Here is a 15,607-nt window from a genome sequence, read left to right on the forward strand (position 1 = left end):
ACTGTTGACTAAACAGATTAATGATATTAAAAAGTCAATTGGTATAAGTAATGATGACTCATTGAAGGCAAGATTATATACTTTAAAAGGACGAATTGAAGCAAGCTTAGAACAGATTTTAGAAGAAGAAACTCCAAAGAAGGAGAACAAACCAACAGACGACATCACAGCTAGGCTATCTGAAGTTGAAGATTTGATAGCTGGCTATGATTTAAAAAGTAAAATTGAAGAAGCAAATGTATTTATTAATAAGACAATGAATACGTTAAAAGAAAAACTCGACTTCGAAGAGGAGTTAAAGCAAGGTGAGATGAAGTTTGATCTTGCAACGTTCAACTTTTACTACCTTCATAAAAGCAAGAAAATACATTTATCAGAGATGGGCAGTGGGGCCAATTGGCTAGCTTGTCATTTATGTTTGTTTTTAGCGTTACTTAAACTCACTGTTCGAGAAAATGCCTCAATTCCGGCGGTTCTCTTTTTGGATCAACCTAGTCAAGTCTATTTTCCAAAAGTACGAAGAGTCTTTTCGTCTTCAAATAAAGAAGAGCTACTTACTGATAATGATACAGATAAAGTTGATGAAAATATTATTCAAGTCATTAATATTTTTACTGTGATTAATGAATTCTTGAGTGAGTTAACTGAGGATGAAAATATCAATTTTAAACCGCAAGTAATAGTTCTTGAGCATGCTGATGAGCCTGAACTGGATAAATTCATTCGTGAGCGCTGGGCTTCTAAAGGTAAAAAATTAATCTAACACTTCATTCTAAACAATAGATATTGGAGTGTATGATCTGTAAATTAAAGTCGTTGAAATATTTTATATTCCAATGGTTTTAGATGAGCTAAATAATGACGAATATGGTGTGGGTCCTTACTATACAGATAATGTAATTAGTATATGAAGTTAATAATGTATTGATAATTTTTCACATCATATAGTTATCAAACTTTTTTACTTACTAAGTCAGTGTGTTTTTTCATTTGCTCATTTGTGAAACATGGTCTAATTAACTGTAAGTCGTCATTTGACATTGAGTAAATAGAATATTTATTATCGTCAGAACGTAGGCTTATTTTGTAATTTTTAGGGTCATAACTTATGTTTGATAAATCTAAGAACTTAAATAAGTTGAGTAACTCAATTGGTGTAAAAGCTGATTGCAGCTTGTAATTTCTAACGGCTCGTTCGATGAACAGCCGTCCATCGCTATTCTTTTCTTTTGCTTTCCAAAGCTTGCGTAATGGTTCTAGCATTTTATTTTCTAATGCTTTTTTAAGCATACGATTTAGTTCTTTACTACGTGATGACTTATCGATAAGACGATTACCATCCTCATCATATACACCAATTTCTTGAAAACGTAATATGCAACTAGAGCCAACCCATAGATAATTTTTTTTAATTTCATTTACTATCTCAAAATGATAGCGTAATTCTGGGTGTTCACAGAGTTCACAATCTTCGGATGCATCTCCATAGTCTTGAACTTCACCTGTAAAAGCCCATTCTTTTAAAGCTTCTACAAACTCATCAGCTATGCTTAATGGAATAAGGTTTAGTTTTGACTTTTCTAGCCATGGGTTAGTTCTCATATTAAATTCCCTTTAACACATCAAAAAAATTATCACCCAACCGCTAATTTTCCTGCCTCATGCCACATTTCACTTGGCATGGGGTTGGTTAACCCCCACGTTATATTCATTGGTTGGCTGCCGTTGTGGCTTTGGTATTTAACCTCGCCGTAGTTTACAAACCCCATGGTTCGGCCGTTTTCGTCTTTGCCTTGTTCGCGCACAAACAACAGGATGGTTTTTCCTGTTTGTTGGTGCTGAATGTAGCTTAGGCCGCGGCCATGTTCTGGGCGGGCGCTGTTTTGCGTTTGCCAATGGAACAGGGTAGGGCTGATTGCGTAGTCGTGATAAAGCGTGGTGGGCGAGTAGTTTTTTTCGCACTTATTGAGTGTTACAAATAACAGCTCTAGGTTTTGGTTTTTAAATTCTAAAACACCTTCCCGGGCGGTCGATTTTTTATCAAACGAGTGTGCGCCAAACGCGGCGAGTATTTGCTGGCGCGTGTAGCGGCTGTGTAATTTTATTGCGTGATTAGGTAAGCAGACTAAATCGCTTTCTTGCTGGTGAATGCGGTTTATTAATAGCGTAATCACTTGTGTAAGTTCCTGTTGTAGCTCTTTGTGTTTAAGAGCTTGCAAGCTTTGCTCAAGGGTTTTAAAACCTAAACTTGTGCCTGTGCTATCCCAAAAGTTGTAATGCGCCATAAGCGCGTACTGTTGGTTTTTCGCTGTTGCCGTAAAGCTAAAGTCGTTGTTACATAAATCACGTAAAAAGCATAAGTAGCTGAGCGAGTCGCAGCCGAGTAATTGGGTGTTGATTGCGCGGTAATAGGCGGCATAAATGTCGGCTTGCTCTGCGGGTATGTCATCGCCTTTTAACCAGTGCCAGCCACCGAGCTTTTTATCTTTTGGTTTGTATATATCTTCAAGCGTGACTTGTGGGTTTATACGTAAAAAGTTACTTAGCGTTAGCGCGTCATTGGTATCTTGTGAATACCTATTTATTAGCTGCTGTAGTCGGCGCTTTGTGTTTATTGCTTGCTGAATATTTTTTAATATTGTTTGTTGAGTGCGCTTTTGTAGTTCTATACGACATCCCAGTGGTAAATGCGGGAAGTTGTTTTCAATCTCGGCTTTTATTGGCTGATTACTTTTACCAATAAGTGCGCGAAACTTACTGGCAAAGTCGTATTCTGGGCGCGCATTTCCTACAAAGTCGAGTACGGTACAGCACTGCTTTTGGCTGTTATCAGGTAAACGTAAGCCACGGCCGAGCTGCTGTAAAAACAGCGTTAAGCTTTCAGTTGGGCGTAAAAATAGTAAGGTATCGACCTCTGGAATATCGACACCTTCGTTAAAAATATCAACCACGCAAAGTATTTGTATTTCGCCTTGGCGCAGTGCTTGTTGTTTGGCCGCACGCTCATTGGTGTTTTTGCTGGTCAGTACATCAGCGTTTATGCCCGCTAAGTTAAATTTCGATGCCATAAACTCAGCGTGTTTTTGGCTTACGCAAAATGCCAGCGCTTTTACATCGTGAACATCAGTCACTATATCAGCCATGCTGGATATAATTTTGTTAGCGCGGCTGTTCTCGCCTGTATAAAGGTTACTTAGCTCGCTTATATCGTAACGGCCACCACGCCATGTTATTTGGCTAAGGTCGGTGTCGTCATCTAACCCAAAGTATTGAAACGGGCATAAATGGCGCTGGTTTATTGCCTCTGGCAAACGAATTTCGGCGGCTATTACGCCACAAAAATCATCGAGTATATTGGCACCATCTTGTCGCTCAGGTGTAGCGGTGAGGCCAAGCAATATAGTGGGCGTAAAGTGGTTTAAAATAGCGCGATAACTCGCTGCGCTTACGTGATGCACTTCGTCTATTACTATGAAGTCGTAGTAATCATGCGTTAATTTGAGTGATTCAATTTGGCTATTCAGCGTTTGGATTGACGCAAATAATTGGTTGTAGCGTTGTGGCTTGTAGTTACCGACCCAGAGCTCACCAAAGTCGTTATTTTTAAGTACGCCGCGGTAAGCACTTTGTGCTTGTTTAAGTATTTCTTCGCGGTGGGCTACAAACAAAAAGTGTGCGTTTGGGTTTTTATCGTAAACGGTTTTAAAGTCGAACGCCGATATAATGGTTTTACCCGTGCCCGTTGCAGCAACCACTAAATTTTTAAAGCGATTATGCACGCTGCGCTCAACGCTTAGTTTTTCTAAAATAGCGAGCTGGTGAGTTTTAGGTGTTATATCAAAATAAAACTGGCTGCTTGCTTGGCCAATACCGCGTTGCTCGTTTAGTGAATTAATGAGCTTTTCTTTACATTCAACCTTGCCAGTAAATAGCTCGAAGTCTTTTGATTCCCAGTAAGTTTCAAACGTGCTCTTAGTTTTGGCTATTATGTGCGGGATTTCTTGCGCAGTAATTTTTAAGTTCCACTCAAGGCCGCTGGTAAGCGCCGAATGCGATAAGTTAGACGAGCCAATGTAACCGGTATGAAACCCCGTATTACGCATAAACAAGTAGGACTTTGCGTGTAAGCGCTCTTGCTGGTTATTGTAACTTAGCTTTACCTCAGTGTTTGGCAAGTTTGCTAAAAACTCAACCGCTTTTGCATCCGTTGCACCCATGTACGAGGTGGTAATAACTTTGAGCTTATTGCCGCTTTTGGTAAATGCCTCAAGCTCACTTTTAAATATACGCAGCCCTGTCCATTTTATAAATGAGACAAGCCAATAAATAGTGTCGGATGACTTAATCTCGCGTTTTAGCTCGCTTTCGAGCGATATCCCTTTTTTTTCGGCACAAAATAATTCACTTTGAGTAAGCCCTGTGATTGGGAATATATCTGTGGAGTAATCTTTAAGGTTTGCCGCAATAGGGTTTTGAGTATTAAATAATGCGGTGAGAATACGGCCTTGGCTGTCGATGAGGTTTTCGTTGATCAGTTCGTCATCGCGAATATGATCTTTAAGCCACAGCACAAGGCTGTTTGCGAGGTTAATTTGCTCTTGCAAACGCTCGCTTGAATTAGGGATTGCATCAATGGCATGTTCAACAAGCTTACCTAAAAAGCGCGAAAGCCACGTAGCCGCCTCAGCCGATTCTAGCTGTCGTTCGCCCACATAAAACTGGTCACGATTTAAATTTTGCTCAATTACTTGTGTAATTAACTGCTCGTAAATACCAATTTGTTCCATTAACCGCTCCTTGTTTTCGAGTGGTTAGTTTACTAAAAAATGCATTGTAAACAAGCATTAACTCACTATTGAACTAAAGGCAGCGGCTAAGAGAATCCCCCGTCATTTATGCCCGAAAAGACTCAATTGATGAGTAATTGATTGCATGGAGGCAATCAAAGCCGTGACTGACACATGGATGTGCCTTACACGGCGTTTACGCTCATATAAATTAAGGTTTTGAGGAAACAGCAAAATGCTCGGGGCGCCGAGAGATTCCAAAGAGAAGTCGGCGGTTACTTCTCTTTGGTTGCCGTCGCCAACGCGACATTATCAATCAAATTTGAAAAGCGCCGTATTTTCACAATCACCACATATTAATGAATAAGACTCTTTGCGTTTGCTCACTTTGGTATTAGTGCTAGTACATCGTGGGCAAGGCATTTTCATTGGCGTATTGGTTTTACACTCTTCACAGGTGACAAAATAGCCATAACGACCTGAACGCGCTTTAAGCGTTGTTTTACTGCTGCAATGCTTACATAGTAAATTTACTTCATTGATTGCACATGCTTGATCTTTAGCCACTGAAGCAATAGACGTTGGCGCGATAGTAGCGGTTTTATTTAGGTAAACAGGACTTTCCTCGTTAAGGCTTGAGGTGACTAAGTCGGGTTTTAACTGTGTGGCAGGAGTAATATTTTGCTCTAATAGAAACTGACAGATCCTAGCTAGGCTTTCTTCACTAAACCATGGGCGAGTATTGGTTGAAATAAAGTGCAGGGCATTTGGTCTTGATGTCGGTAGCTTCATTATGTCTAAAAGCTTATCAGCTATAAACTCAGACTTAACGAGTCGCTCTTCAAGCGTTTTTGGTGTGTTCTCTCGATTAATTATGGCATTGCTCGATATAGCACAAATACTATGCCATTCACGACCACCAAAGTTTTGTTGTAATTTACCAAACATCTTAGGGAGCAGTTGTGAAGCATTGTCTCTTACTAAACTTTTTAGTAATGCTAATTGTAGCTCAACTTGTTTGATTGGTGATGGCATACCTTGCCATTGCCCTCGGTAACTGCGGCTCCATTCTTGATGTTGGTTTATAGCAACTTCACCGGTAATACTTTTTGATTCAATAAGAATAAACCCGTAGATGTAAACAATAAGGTGGTCTATCTGAGCAGTTTCGCCGTTGTGTTCAAACTTCATATCATTAAACACAAATACTTGAGAGTGGTCTTTAAATGCGCGGCGTAAGTAAAAGGCCACGTCTAGCTCTTGTTTTTGGCCTGCTTTCAGTTTTGCTGAGTTGGTTTTGATGAGTGTTTTATCTTTAAAAATCATGAGACATCCTTTCAATCATGTATGTTCAAAGCATATCACTGAAGTACCTAATAAAAATACATTTGAAGGGTTTTTACTTGCCCCATTTTTATTTAAAAGCTGTTTTTTTCGCGTCAGCAAGCTGTACGCCTACTGCACAACCCTCAACCTAACTTTACAATATCACCCTGTAAGCACGGCGTTTGCTCAATTACGCTCTGTATTAAAGTAATTAACTGACTTGCCGTTTTACTTGGCTGGCGTGTGTTATGCCATAAGGCATAAATAGGTCGACTTGCAAAAGCAGGCTGCAATTCAATATAGTTAAACGCCTGTTTGTCGGTAATACAGCTAATTTCACTCATAGGTAATAAACCAACCCCATTGCCTTCTTCAACCATTTTTCGGGCTATTGTTATATCAAAGCAATAACTTATATCGCTATATAGTTCTGTTAGCTTGTTAAGCATGTCTGTGGGTAGCTGCGTTTGTGTGTAAGGTAAAATTAGGCGAGTTTGTGGTGCACTTTTTTTACTGACCAACTTAACCGCAATAGCGCCTAAGCGTTTTTGATAATAACTTGAGTCTTGTTGTTGGCCAATGCGAATCGCGAGATCAAAGCGTTGTTGGCTCAACTGACTATTGGCATTATTCGGCGATATATTAAAATTGAGCGAAGGGTTATTTTTTATAAATGTATTGAGCGCAGGCATAAGGAGATCTGCAATGATGTTTTGTGGGCATAACAAATAAAAAGTATTGTTGCTATTGCTAGCACAATTAAGGGCTGTTATTTGATTATTAAGCGCTAACACTGAATCTGCAAGCGATGTATAGAGCTGCTCTCCCTTCGCTGTTAGGACGATTCCTCGTGCTGTACGTTGCAATAAGGGCTCTGTTAATTTGGTTTCAAGTGCTTGAATACGTCGCGATAGAGTCGATAAATTTAAGCCCAAATCTTTTGCCGTTTGGCTCATACTTTTACGCCTTGCTACCTCTATAAATAAATGAATGTCATCAAGCATTTCTGTTTCTCAATCTTAGTTTGCATTTTTGTGAGTATGGAAGCCTCAAGCTTTTGAATATAGTAACGCCAAGGAGGAAATATGAAAATTCATTTTATATTTACATTGGTATTTTCGTTCATGATGTCGTTTTTACTATCAGCCTGGGTGACCTACGTTAATTTAGGTTTAAGCGATACCTTTTTGCAAAGTTGGCTAACAGCATTTATTAATGCCTGGCCTGCGGCTTTTTTAGTGGCCTTTACCGTAGCACCGCCAATTCGTACTGTGGTTATTAAATTAATTAATGAGGATTAAAGATGATTAATATAGTGGCAAAAATAACCCCTCAAGTTTCATTATTTGATGACTGTAAAGGGCGTTTACAGCAAATTTTAAAGCCTACACAGGCTGAGGTTGGCTGTATTCGATTTGAGCTATACAGCAATAGTGAGCAAACATGTTTGTTTTTAGTCGAACAATTTACGTCGCAAGTCGCCTTGGATACTCATTATTCACAGCCTTATGTAAAAGAGGTATTTGCATTTTATGAAACCGCGTTAGCAAAACCGGTAGAAGTAAATAAATTAGTCGCGATTGAGTAAGCTAAATTTATCGTGTGTACCTTATTGGAGAGTTTGAGCCTAGGGGCGCTTATCCTGTTTAGCGTCAGCAAGCTTAACGCCTACGGTGGTAAGGTTCTAGGGTAAAGGTGATAGGAGCTAGGGAAGTGACTAGGGGCTAGGGGTAATTTGTAGCCGTTTTTTCAACTCGCTAACTTTACCCTTTCAAACTTGCAAACTCACATTATGAGGCAAATAATGGCGTGAAAGTAATTTAAAAGCTTCGCTTTTCGCGTCAGCAAGCTTAACGCCTACGGTAGTAAAGGTTCTAGGTTAAAGGTGTTAGGAGCTAGGGAAGTGACTAGGGGTAATTTGTAGCCCGCCATTCGTTGCCATTCGCCCGAACCCCGTAGCTTTTATTTTCTCATTTACCCTCATTGTTTTCTCTTTGTGAAAAATGGTTTTTAAGTGATTTATTCACAAAGAGGTTAAGAGGCGTTGCGCTTTAGAGGTAATACAAAAAGAACGAGGCGCTATAGGATCGCAGTACACAGCCCGTTGCTATTTCAACTCACTAACTTAACTCTTTTATACTTGTCAGCTTTATTTTTATCTAGTCAATTTAAATTTACTTATGGGGTTTAATTAAATTTCAATTCTCCATAAGTAAAATGTAACTTCCTTATGGTTGGGTTAATTTATTCCCCAACCTAAAAGTAAAGTATTGTTGACTTTTGGTTTAAGTGTCCTAAAATCGGTTATATAAGTAAATTATAGTTGACCAAATATGAGTGATACCCTTGGCAAAAAAACACTCGGAAGAGTTGTTAAGCGTACTGAAATGCCTGAGCTTTCTAAGCCATTTTCGCCCGTGCAGCTGGCTAAAGCCATTACTTCAAAACGAACAGGGATGAAGCTGACATTAATGGATGTATCACAAGCGCTTGCTATTTCTAAGCCTACACTGATAAAAATAGAAAAAGGCGATGTAACTGTGCAACTGCATAATGTACTTAAAGTAATGGAGTACTTAGGATTGTCGTTTAGCCTTGTTAGCGATGATATGGCTCACACCAATGAAGAGGTGAGCGATGAACAGTGGTACTAACACCAACCGCTTAGATGTGTTTATCGGTCAATCGCAAAAGGTGGCTGAGATTACATTAGCAGTAGGCTCTGAAAGTGAAATTTCATTTACTTATGAGGCTAATTGGCGCAACGAGGGTTTTGCTGTTTCACCATACTTGCCACTCAATGGCGATTTTGACTCTCGTGCGGTGCGCAATTACCTACAAAACTTATTACCTGAGGGGAACGGCCTTGAAGAAATAATTAGCAGTACAACTATTTCTAAAAATAACACCTTCGGTTTGATTAAAGTTATTGGGGAGGAGACGTCAGGTGCTTTGTCGTTTAAGGCAAGTAATCGTGCAGTAAAGCAAACATCTTTTCGGGAAGTAACGAATGATCAGTTAAGTGAAAAGTTGCGCCGTTTCAAGCAAGCTGGCGAGGCCATTACACTGTGGGATGGGCGAGCGAGGCTCTCTGTTGCTGGGGTTCAAGATAAGCTTAATCTACTCGAAATAGATGGAAGATTAGGGTTTGGTGAAGGCCAGTTATGCTCTAATAAAATCTTTAAATTTGAAACGGGTGCTGCGCCTTTCATTGCCGTAAATGAGTTATTTACTATGTTACTGGCAAGAGGCGCAGGACTTGATGTGCCTGATGTTGAATTACGTAGCTATGGTGAAATGCGGGCCTTTGTTATCGATCGTTTTGATAGGCGTGTTGTTAAAGAGCAAAACCGAGTGTTACGTCGTCATGTTATTGATGGGTGCCAAGCGACTAATTTACCGCCTTCTTACAAATACGAGCGCCAACACGGTGACGAAGGTGATGGTATTTACATTCGAGATGGTGTTTCTTTTCCTAAGCTGTTTAATATTGAAACAGCAAATATGCAAGCGTATCAGGCGCAACTTATTCGTTGGATGACATTTAATATTTTAGTGCGTAATTATGATGCTCACGGCAAAAACATTAGTTTTTTTGTAGGTAAAAATGGCTTAGAGCTCACACCGTTTTATGACTTGGTGAATATAGAGGCGATTATTGAACAGACGAGCATTGATTGTGCAAAAGGTGGTTCACAGCCAGCTATTTCAAGGAGTTATGCAATGTCGCTAGGTGACTATAACTCTCCAGGCGCGGGTAATTTTAGTAATGAAATAACGGCTTATATGTTAGCTGATTTTGCTGATGAATTTGATATTTCTCTTGCGCGTATGCAGCTACTGATGAGTCAAACAATTCAGTCAGTATTAGGGGCGATAAATATGGCCAAAGCGACTGCTATTGCAAATAACTTGTCTAATAGTGAACTAGAACACATTGGTTTATGTATTAATATTATTAATAAAGCAGCTGGCGAACTGAGTGAGCAGGTTGAGCTGTTACCAAGTATGAAAGCGTTTATTTAGTTTCTTCGTTGTAAGTAAAAGGCGCTAGGTTTTAGGCAAGTAAAACGCGTCAGCAAGCTTAACGCCTACGGTGGTAAAGGCGCTAGGTTTAATCCGTAGCCTGTCGCTCGATTCCAGCAGCTTCTTATTTTCTCATTTACCCTCATTCACTGCTCTTTGTGCAAACATGGTTTTAAGTAAATTATTCAAACAAAGGTTATGAGGCGTTGCGCTGAAGATCAAAGCGTAAAAACAGAGCTTATTTAGGGCGTGCTTTAGCGCACGCTTAGTCAGAGTTCGGGTTAATTAGCTTTATGTAAAGAGTGAACTAAAATAAGAGTCACCACGTTCAATAATCATAATTTATTTATAAGAGCGATAACAATAATGAAAAAAATATTACCCGCAATCATCACCAGTTTATTTTTTAGCACATACGCCATGGCAGATAAAAACCCGGTAACGGCCACTCAACTGAGCGACAGTGTGTATGTGTTGTATGGTCAAGGTGGCAACATTGCGGCAAGCGTGGGTGAGGACGGCATTTATATTATTGACGATCAGTTTGCCAAGCTCTCCGATGACATTAAAAAAACCATTAGCGATTTAAAGCCTGGCAGTGCTGAATTTGTTATTAACACGCATCATCATGGGGATCATACGGGCGGGAACGAAAACTTTGCCAAAGCGGGCGCACATGTGATTGCCCACGATAATGTGCATAAACGCTTAAAAGAAAAACACGGTGAAGGGTCTGATTATTTACCGCGTATTAGCTTTGGTCATGATTTAAAGCTGCATTTTAATGATGAACACGCCCATGTAGTGCATTACGCGCACGCGCATACCGATGGCGATTCAGTGATTTTTTTCAGTAACGATAACATTGTGCACATGGGCGATATTTACTTTAACTTTGGCAGCTTACCTTTTGTTGACGTAGACAGTGGCGGCAGTGTTGATGGGGTACTAGCAGCCGTTGATGATGTTATTAAAAAGAGTGATGCCAAAACCCAAGTTATTCCAGGCCACGGCCCAATGAGTGACCGTGCGGGCTTGATGAAATACCGTGAGCTGGTGCAAAAAGCGAAAGACTTAATGCTCATCGCCATGCAAAACAACGCCACGCTTGAGCAAGTACTTAAGGCAGACCCACTATCAGAGCTGGGCCTTAAATACGCTAATTGGTTATCAAAAGAAAAAGTAACCACCTTATTTTACCGTAGTTTAAAGTAGTTAACCCACGCTAAGTGAGGCCTGTATTGAAAAAGCTGAGCAATTGCTCGGCTTTTTTATTGCCCGCGCACAGCCACAGGTCATGCATTAGGGCATTATCGCGTTTTTTGCCACAGTGTGCCGACCAAGGTCGCATATTAATTAATCAATAAAGCACCTACCTTTTATAAGGTCTCTCACACAATTATAGTTTTGGAGCCCTTTATGTCAGGCCAATACCAACAACAATATGAACATTTTAAAAATGATCCGGCTCAATTCTGGTTAGCGCAAAGTAAGCGAATCCCTTGGTTTACACCTCCTTCAACAGCATACACCCAAGATGACAATAATTTTTACCACTGGTTTGCCGATGGGCAACTTAATACTTGTTACTTAGCGCTTGATCACCATGTTGACGCGGGGTTTGGTGAACAAACGGCACTGATTTACGACTCGCCCGTAACCAATACTAAAAAACAATACACCTATGCTGAACTACAACACGAAGTGGCTAAATTTGCAGGTGTGATGCGCGATTTAGGGGTAGAGCAAGGCGATTGCGTGGTAATTTATATGCCCATGATCCCAGAAGCCGTGATTGGCATGTTAGCCTGTGCACGCATTGGCGCTGTGCATTCTGTGGTGTTTGGTGGTTTTGCTGCTCATGAATTAGCGGTCAGAATTGACGATGCAAAACCTAAGTTAGTGCTCAGTGCATCGTGCGGGGTTGAGGTAAACACGGTTATTGAATACAAGCCACTGATTGATAACGCGCTTGCGCTGGCAAGCCATAAAATAGCGCATTGTGTTATTTATCAGCGAGAATACGTTACGGCACACCTTATGCCTGGGCGTGATATTAATTGGGCAGAGGCAATGCAAACAGCCCAGCCCGTTGCGCCCGTTGCTTTGCAGGGGGATCACCCGTTATATATTTTGTATACGTCGGGCACGACCGGTACGCCAAAAGGGGTGGTAAGAGAAAATGCAGGCCATGCAGTGGCTATGCATTACAGCATGGAAACCGTCTACGGTATGAAACCCGGTGACGTGTTTTGGGCAGCCTCTGATATTGGCTGGGTTGTTGGGCATTCGTATATTGTGTATGCCCCGCTGATTTACCGCTGCACGACGGTGCTGTATGAAGGCAAGCCCGTGCGCACGCCCGATGCCAGTGCATTTTGGCGCGTAGTGGCTGAGCACAAAGTAAATGCTTTATTTAGCGCGCCCACTGCATTTAGAGCCATCAAAAAAGAAGACCCAAAAGCACTGGGCTTTAAACAATACGACACGTCATCACTAAAGCGGTTATTTTTAGCGGGTGAACGATTAGATCCCCCTACTTACAATTGGCTTAAAGCGCATACAAATTTGCCCGTGCTTGATCATTGGTGGCAAACCGAAACCGGCTGGGCCATTGCGTGTAACCCTATTGGTATAGAAACCCTTGAAACAAAACCTGGCAGCGCAACAGTGCCAACGCCTGGGTTTGATGTGCAAATATTAAATATGGAAGGCGAGCAATGTGCGCCTAATGAAAGCGGTGCCGTGGTGATTAAACTGCCATTGCCGCCGGGTTGTTTACCCACTATTTGGCAAAATGATGAACGTTTTAAAGCGGGTTACTTAAATGAATACCCCGGTTACTATTTGTCAGGCGATGGCGGTTATATCGACGACGATGGCTACTTGTTTATCATGGGCCGAACCGACGATGTGATTAATGTGGCAGGGCACCGTTTATCAACTGGCGAAATGGAAGAAATTGTTGCCTCTCACGATGCCGTTGCTGAATGCGCGGTATTTGGTGTAAACGATTCACTCAAAGGCCAGCTACCGATGGCGATGATTGTATTAAAAGACGATTGCACCGATGAAGCCAGCCTTGTTGAACAGCAGCTCGTTACGCTGGTAAGAGAGCAAATAGGAGCAATTGCCTGCTTAAAAACCATTGTACATGTTGCGCGTTTGCCAAAAACTCGCTCAGGTAAAATTTTACGTAAAAATCTACGCCAGCTGGTGGATGGCGAAGAACTCAACGTACCCTCAACAGTAGACGATGCCAGTATTTTTGATGAAATAAAATCCTCTTTAGTGGCAAGTTAAGCTATCAACTAAGCCAGCCGCCTTTAGGCTGGCTTTAGCAACATTGTGTAGGCATAGGGATTCTTAAGAATACGTACACTGTTTAGACCTCTTAATTGTTCTTTATTGTGGCTAAAGTCGCTACACTGATTTTTTACTTTTTGAGGTGAGTGATGCAACAAAAGCCATCGTCGTTTCCAACCCGCGTCATTATAGTCGTGTTGTTAGGCTTAGCAGCTGTTCGCTTAGGCTGGGTTGATGCTGTAATGCAATGGTTTAACCCTGCGCCAGACGCTACCTCGCACGTGCTCGAAAAACCGGCCTCAGACCCCGTTAAACGTGCAACAGCACCACGCCCACCCGAACGGCAAGTAGATGCTGCTGCCACTTATCAACAAGCAAAGCCTAAAGCGCCTAAAATAGAAGACTCATGCCAGTTGAATTGGCACGATGAAGAGGCCGTGGCCGATGCCCAAGCGCGTTTTTCGCTACTGGATGACAATCTCGAATTTGAAAAGTCACAATTTAGGCTCAGTAATTACGCTACGGTAAATTTAATTACACCGACGCTCAGTGATGATTATCATCAAACCTTAAAGGCGCGTTTAAGTGCTGCGTACACTCAATATCGGCGGTTTTTTCAAGTGAGTGCGCCGGTGCCGTACCAAATTAACTTGGTGGTGTTGCCACCGCGGTACTATCGGGATTATATCTCGCAATTTGGTTCATTTTCTAATACCAGTATTGGGGTCTATTTTGGTGCGAGTAACACGGCTTTTGTTAAATATAACAGTAATTACCCTGAGCAAAGCTTAACAACCGCCGTGCATGAGGCATTGCATGTCTTTAACTATCGGCTGATTGGCAATATGCCAAAATGGCTAAATGAAGGACTTGCTGAAGTATTTGAAAATACGCTTCATTTTAACAGCGATAAGGTCATTAACGTACCCAGTAGGTACTTTAAAGAACGTTTGTTTATGTTGTCGGTATTAATTGATTCAGAAGGCAGTTGGCAAGGCGCAGATACGTTACGTATGTATAAAAATTCGGCTTTGTGGGTTGGGTTTTTAATGCAGAGCAGCCGTGGTAAACAGGTATTAAAAGCCTTGCTGCAACACGAGGCGACAAATGTGTGCGACGAACTCAGCGCTGAACAGGTTATTCATACGCTAATAGATTATTACCCACGATACGAAGAAGCGTTTAATAGTTGGAGTAAAGCGCACTTAAATACTGAGTATGAGTTTGTACCGATTATTTAAGTCATTTAGCGTTCGTCATCGCTCTGAGTGTTAACAGGGCGATAATCACCTCTGTTAAGGCCATTAAAGTAGGCTTGGTAACGGCCATCTTTTTTAAACTGGGCTAGTTGCTGATTAAACATTTTTAACAGCTGTTGACTTTTCTCTCCCTCTTTAGGGAGCAGTAAAAAGCTTTGATTGATTAAAAGCGGTTTTGGGTGATGCGTTATTGTATTTGCGACATCGGCGAGTTCGTTGTTTAAAATATGGTAGCCAACGCTTTGTTCCTCAGCGAATACGTCGATTCGTTCCATGGCGAGGCGTTTAAAATTTTGCACGCTGCTGTTTACACGTGATATTTCAAATACACCTTGTTCAAGTGCGTTATCAAACTCAGCCCCGTAGCTATAGGCAAGTCCGCCACCGAGTATCAGGCCTTTTAAATCATTCACTGATTGCCAATCGAAAGGGCGGTTTTTTAGGTGAAAAAACACGAATCGTTCGTTAAGCACAGCGTCGCTGTATAAAAAGTTATTGGCGCGACTTTGTTCAAACATCCACACAGCGGTGGCTGCGTATTTTTGCTTTTGTGTGTCGTGGAACGCACGGCCCCAGGGTAAAAAAGTAAAGTTTACTTTAATATCGGCTTGTGCAAATACATCACGGATAAGGTGGGCAATAACGCCTTGCTCAGGGAGCGATTCGCTTAAAAACGGGGGCCATTCGCCTGCGCATATTTCAATGGTGTTTGCTTTGGTGACTGCAAATGAAGGCACAGCATGGCTGTTGACGCTTAAAAAAAGTAGTATAACAGCGCTTAAGTTACCTAGATAACGTTGTAATTTAACCAACAGTAATTCGTTCCCTCACAGTGTGCGTAAAAAGAGAATACCTTATTTTTTTTGCGTTATATACCGATGATAGGAATATGCACTGTTTTTA

General features: G+C 41.2%; 13 protein-coding genes. 8 read left to right on the forward strand and 5 right to left on the reverse strand.

All coding sequences use genetic code 11. The features are described from left to right. The first annotated feature begins 4 nt into the window (after nucleotides 1-4). A complete protein-coding gene (locus ATS75_RS06000) occupies nucleotides 5-763 on the forward strand; it encodes a DUF3732 domain-containing protein (RefSeq protein WP_058559517.1) in 759 nt (252 codons plus the stop codon). A gap of 188 nt (nucleotides 764-951) precedes the next feature. Here ATS75_RS06000 and ATS75_RS06005 read toward each other — a convergent pair whose 3' ends face one another. The 4 genes from ATS75_RS06005 to ATS75_RS06020 all read right to left on the reverse strand — a co-directional run bounded on the left by ATS75_RS06005 (nucleotide 952) and on the right by ATS75_RS06020 (nucleotide 7,117). Beyond that, nucleotides 952-1,602: a hypothetical protein gene (locus tag ATS75_RS06005; protein WP_058559518.1), complete on the reverse strand. Its 651-nt coding sequence runs from the start codon at nucleotides 1,600-1,602 to the stop codon at nucleotides 952-954. Between the two features lie 32 nt (nucleotides 1,603-1,634). Then, the gene (locus ATS75_RS06010) at nucleotides 1,635-4,787 is read right to left on the reverse strand and encodes a DUF3427 domain-containing protein (RefSeq protein WP_058559519.1); all 3,153 of its coding nucleotides are present in this window, start codon (nucleotides 4,785-4,787) and stop codon (nucleotides 1,635-1,637) included. Nucleotides 4,788-5,099: 312 nt separating this feature from the next. Next, nucleotides 5,100-6,113 (reverse strand): nuclease-related domain-containing protein, encoded by a 1,014-nt coding sequence (locus ATS75_RS06015; RefSeq protein WP_058559520.1) that lies wholly within the window; start codon nucleotides 6,111-6,113, stop codon nucleotides 5,100-5,102. 143 nt (nucleotides 6,114-6,256) lie between these two features. Further along, nucleotides 6,257-7,117, reverse strand: coding sequence for a LysR family transcriptional regulator (locus ATS75_RS06020; RefSeq protein WP_082665415.1), 861 nt, complete (start codon nucleotides 7,115-7,117; stop codon nucleotides 6,257-6,259). Between the two features lie 81 nt (nucleotides 7,118-7,198). On the opposite strand from ATS75_RS06020, the gene ATS75_RS06025 reads away from it, so the two are divergent. The 7 genes from ATS75_RS06025 to ATS75_RS06055 all read left to right on the forward strand — a co-directional run bounded on the left by ATS75_RS06025 (nucleotide 7,199) and on the right by ATS75_RS06055 (nucleotide 14,686). Continuing rightward, a complete protein-coding gene (locus ATS75_RS06025; protein WP_058559522.1) occupies nucleotides 7,199-7,414 on the forward strand; it encodes a DUF2798 domain-containing protein in 216 nt (71 codons plus the stop codon). A gap of 2 nt (nucleotides 7,415-7,416) precedes the next feature. Continuing rightward, on the forward strand, nucleotides 7,417-7,701 hold the full coding sequence (locus tag ATS75_RS06030) for a putative quinol monooxygenase (protein ID WP_058559523.1): 285 nt from the start codon (nucleotides 7,417-7,419) through the stop codon (nucleotides 7,699-7,701). Nucleotides 7,702-8,446: 745 nt separating this feature from the next. Then, nucleotides 8,447-8,767 (forward strand): helix-turn-helix domain-containing protein, encoded by a 321-nt coding sequence (locus tag ATS75_RS06035; protein WP_058559524.1) that lies wholly within the window; start codon nucleotides 8,447-8,449, stop codon nucleotides 8,765-8,767. Continuing rightward, the gene (locus ATS75_RS06040) at nucleotides 8,751-10,139 is read left to right on the forward strand and encodes a HipA domain-containing protein (protein WP_058559525.1); all 1,389 of its coding nucleotides are present in this window, start codon (nucleotides 8,751-8,753) and stop codon (nucleotides 10,137-10,139) included. The genes ATS75_RS06035 and ATS75_RS06040 overlap by 17 nt, the downstream gene beginning before the upstream one ends. A gap of 366 nt (nucleotides 10,140-10,505) precedes the next feature. Next, the gene (locus ATS75_RS06045; RefSeq protein WP_058559526.1) at nucleotides 10,506-11,354 is read left to right on the forward strand and encodes an MBL fold metallo-hydrolase; all 849 of its coding nucleotides are present in this window, start codon (nucleotides 10,506-10,508) and stop codon (nucleotides 11,352-11,354) included. 204 nt (nucleotides 11,355-11,558) lie between these two features. Beyond that, nucleotides 11,559-13,442, forward strand: coding sequence for a propionyl-CoA synthetase (locus tag ATS75_RS06050; protein ID WP_058559527.1), 1,884 nt, complete (start codon nucleotides 11,559-11,561; stop codon nucleotides 13,440-13,442). Nucleotides 13,443-13,594: 152 nt separating this feature from the next. Next, nucleotides 13,595-14,686 (forward strand): hypothetical protein, encoded by a 1,092-nt coding sequence (locus tag ATS75_RS06055; protein WP_058559528.1) that lies wholly within the window; start codon nucleotides 13,595-13,597, stop codon nucleotides 14,684-14,686. Between the two features lie 5 nt (nucleotides 14,687-14,691). On the opposite strand, the gene ATS75_RS06060 is transcribed toward ATS75_RS06055, so the two are convergent. Further along, nucleotides 14,692-15,516, reverse strand: coding sequence for a substrate-binding periplasmic protein (locus ATS75_RS06060; RefSeq protein ID WP_058559529.1), 825 nt, complete (start codon nucleotides 15,514-15,516; stop codon nucleotides 14,692-14,694). Between the last annotated feature and the right edge of the window lie 91 nt (nucleotides 15,517-15,607).

This window comes from Pseudoalteromonas sp. H105 (assembly GCF_001469215.1).
GTDB lineage: Bacteria > Pseudomonadota > Gammaproteobacteria > Enterobacterales > Alteromonadaceae > Pseudoalteromonas.

Coding starts and splice junctions, on each gene's coding strand:
- ATS75_RS06050 (WP_058559527.1), top strand. CDS start 11,559: ATGTCAGGCCAATACCAACAACAATATGAACATTTTAAAAATGATCCG.
- ATS75_RS06010 (WP_058559519.1), bottom strand. CDS start 4,787: ATGGAACAAATTGGTATTTACGAGCAGTTAATTACACAAGTAATTGAG.
- ATS75_RS06025 (WP_058559522.1), top strand. CDS start 7,199: ATGAAAATTCATTTTATATTTACATTGGTATTTTCGTTCATGATGTCG.
- ATS75_RS06040 (WP_058559525.1), top strand. CDS start 8,751: ATGAACAGTGGTACTAACACCAACCGCTTAGATGTGTTTATCGGTCAA.
- ATS75_RS06015 (WP_058559520.1), bottom strand. CDS start 6,113: ATGATTTTTAAAGATAAAACACTCATCAAAACCAACTCAGCAAAACTG.
- ATS75_RS06045 (WP_058559526.1), top strand. CDS start 10,506: ATGAAAAAAATATTACCCGCAATCATCACCAGTTTATTTTTTAGCACA.
- ATS75_RS06005 (WP_058559518.1), bottom strand. CDS start 1,602: ATGAGAACTAACCCATGGCTAGAAAAGTCAAAACTAAACCTTATTCCA.
- ATS75_RS06035 (WP_058559524.1), top strand. CDS start 8,447: ATGAGTGATACCCTTGGCAAAAAAACACTCGGAAGAGTTGTTAAGCGT.
- ATS75_RS06020 (WP_082665415.1), bottom strand. CDS start 7,117: ATGCTTGATGACATTCATTTATTTATAGAGGTAGCAAGGCGTAAAAGT.
- ATS75_RS06055 (WP_058559528.1), top strand. CDS start 13,595: ATGCAACAAAAGCCATCGTCGTTTCCAACCCGCGTCATTATAGTCGTG.
- ATS75_RS06030 (WP_058559523.1), top strand. CDS start 7,417: ATGATTAATATAGTGGCAAAAATAACCCCTCAAGTTTCATTATTTGAT.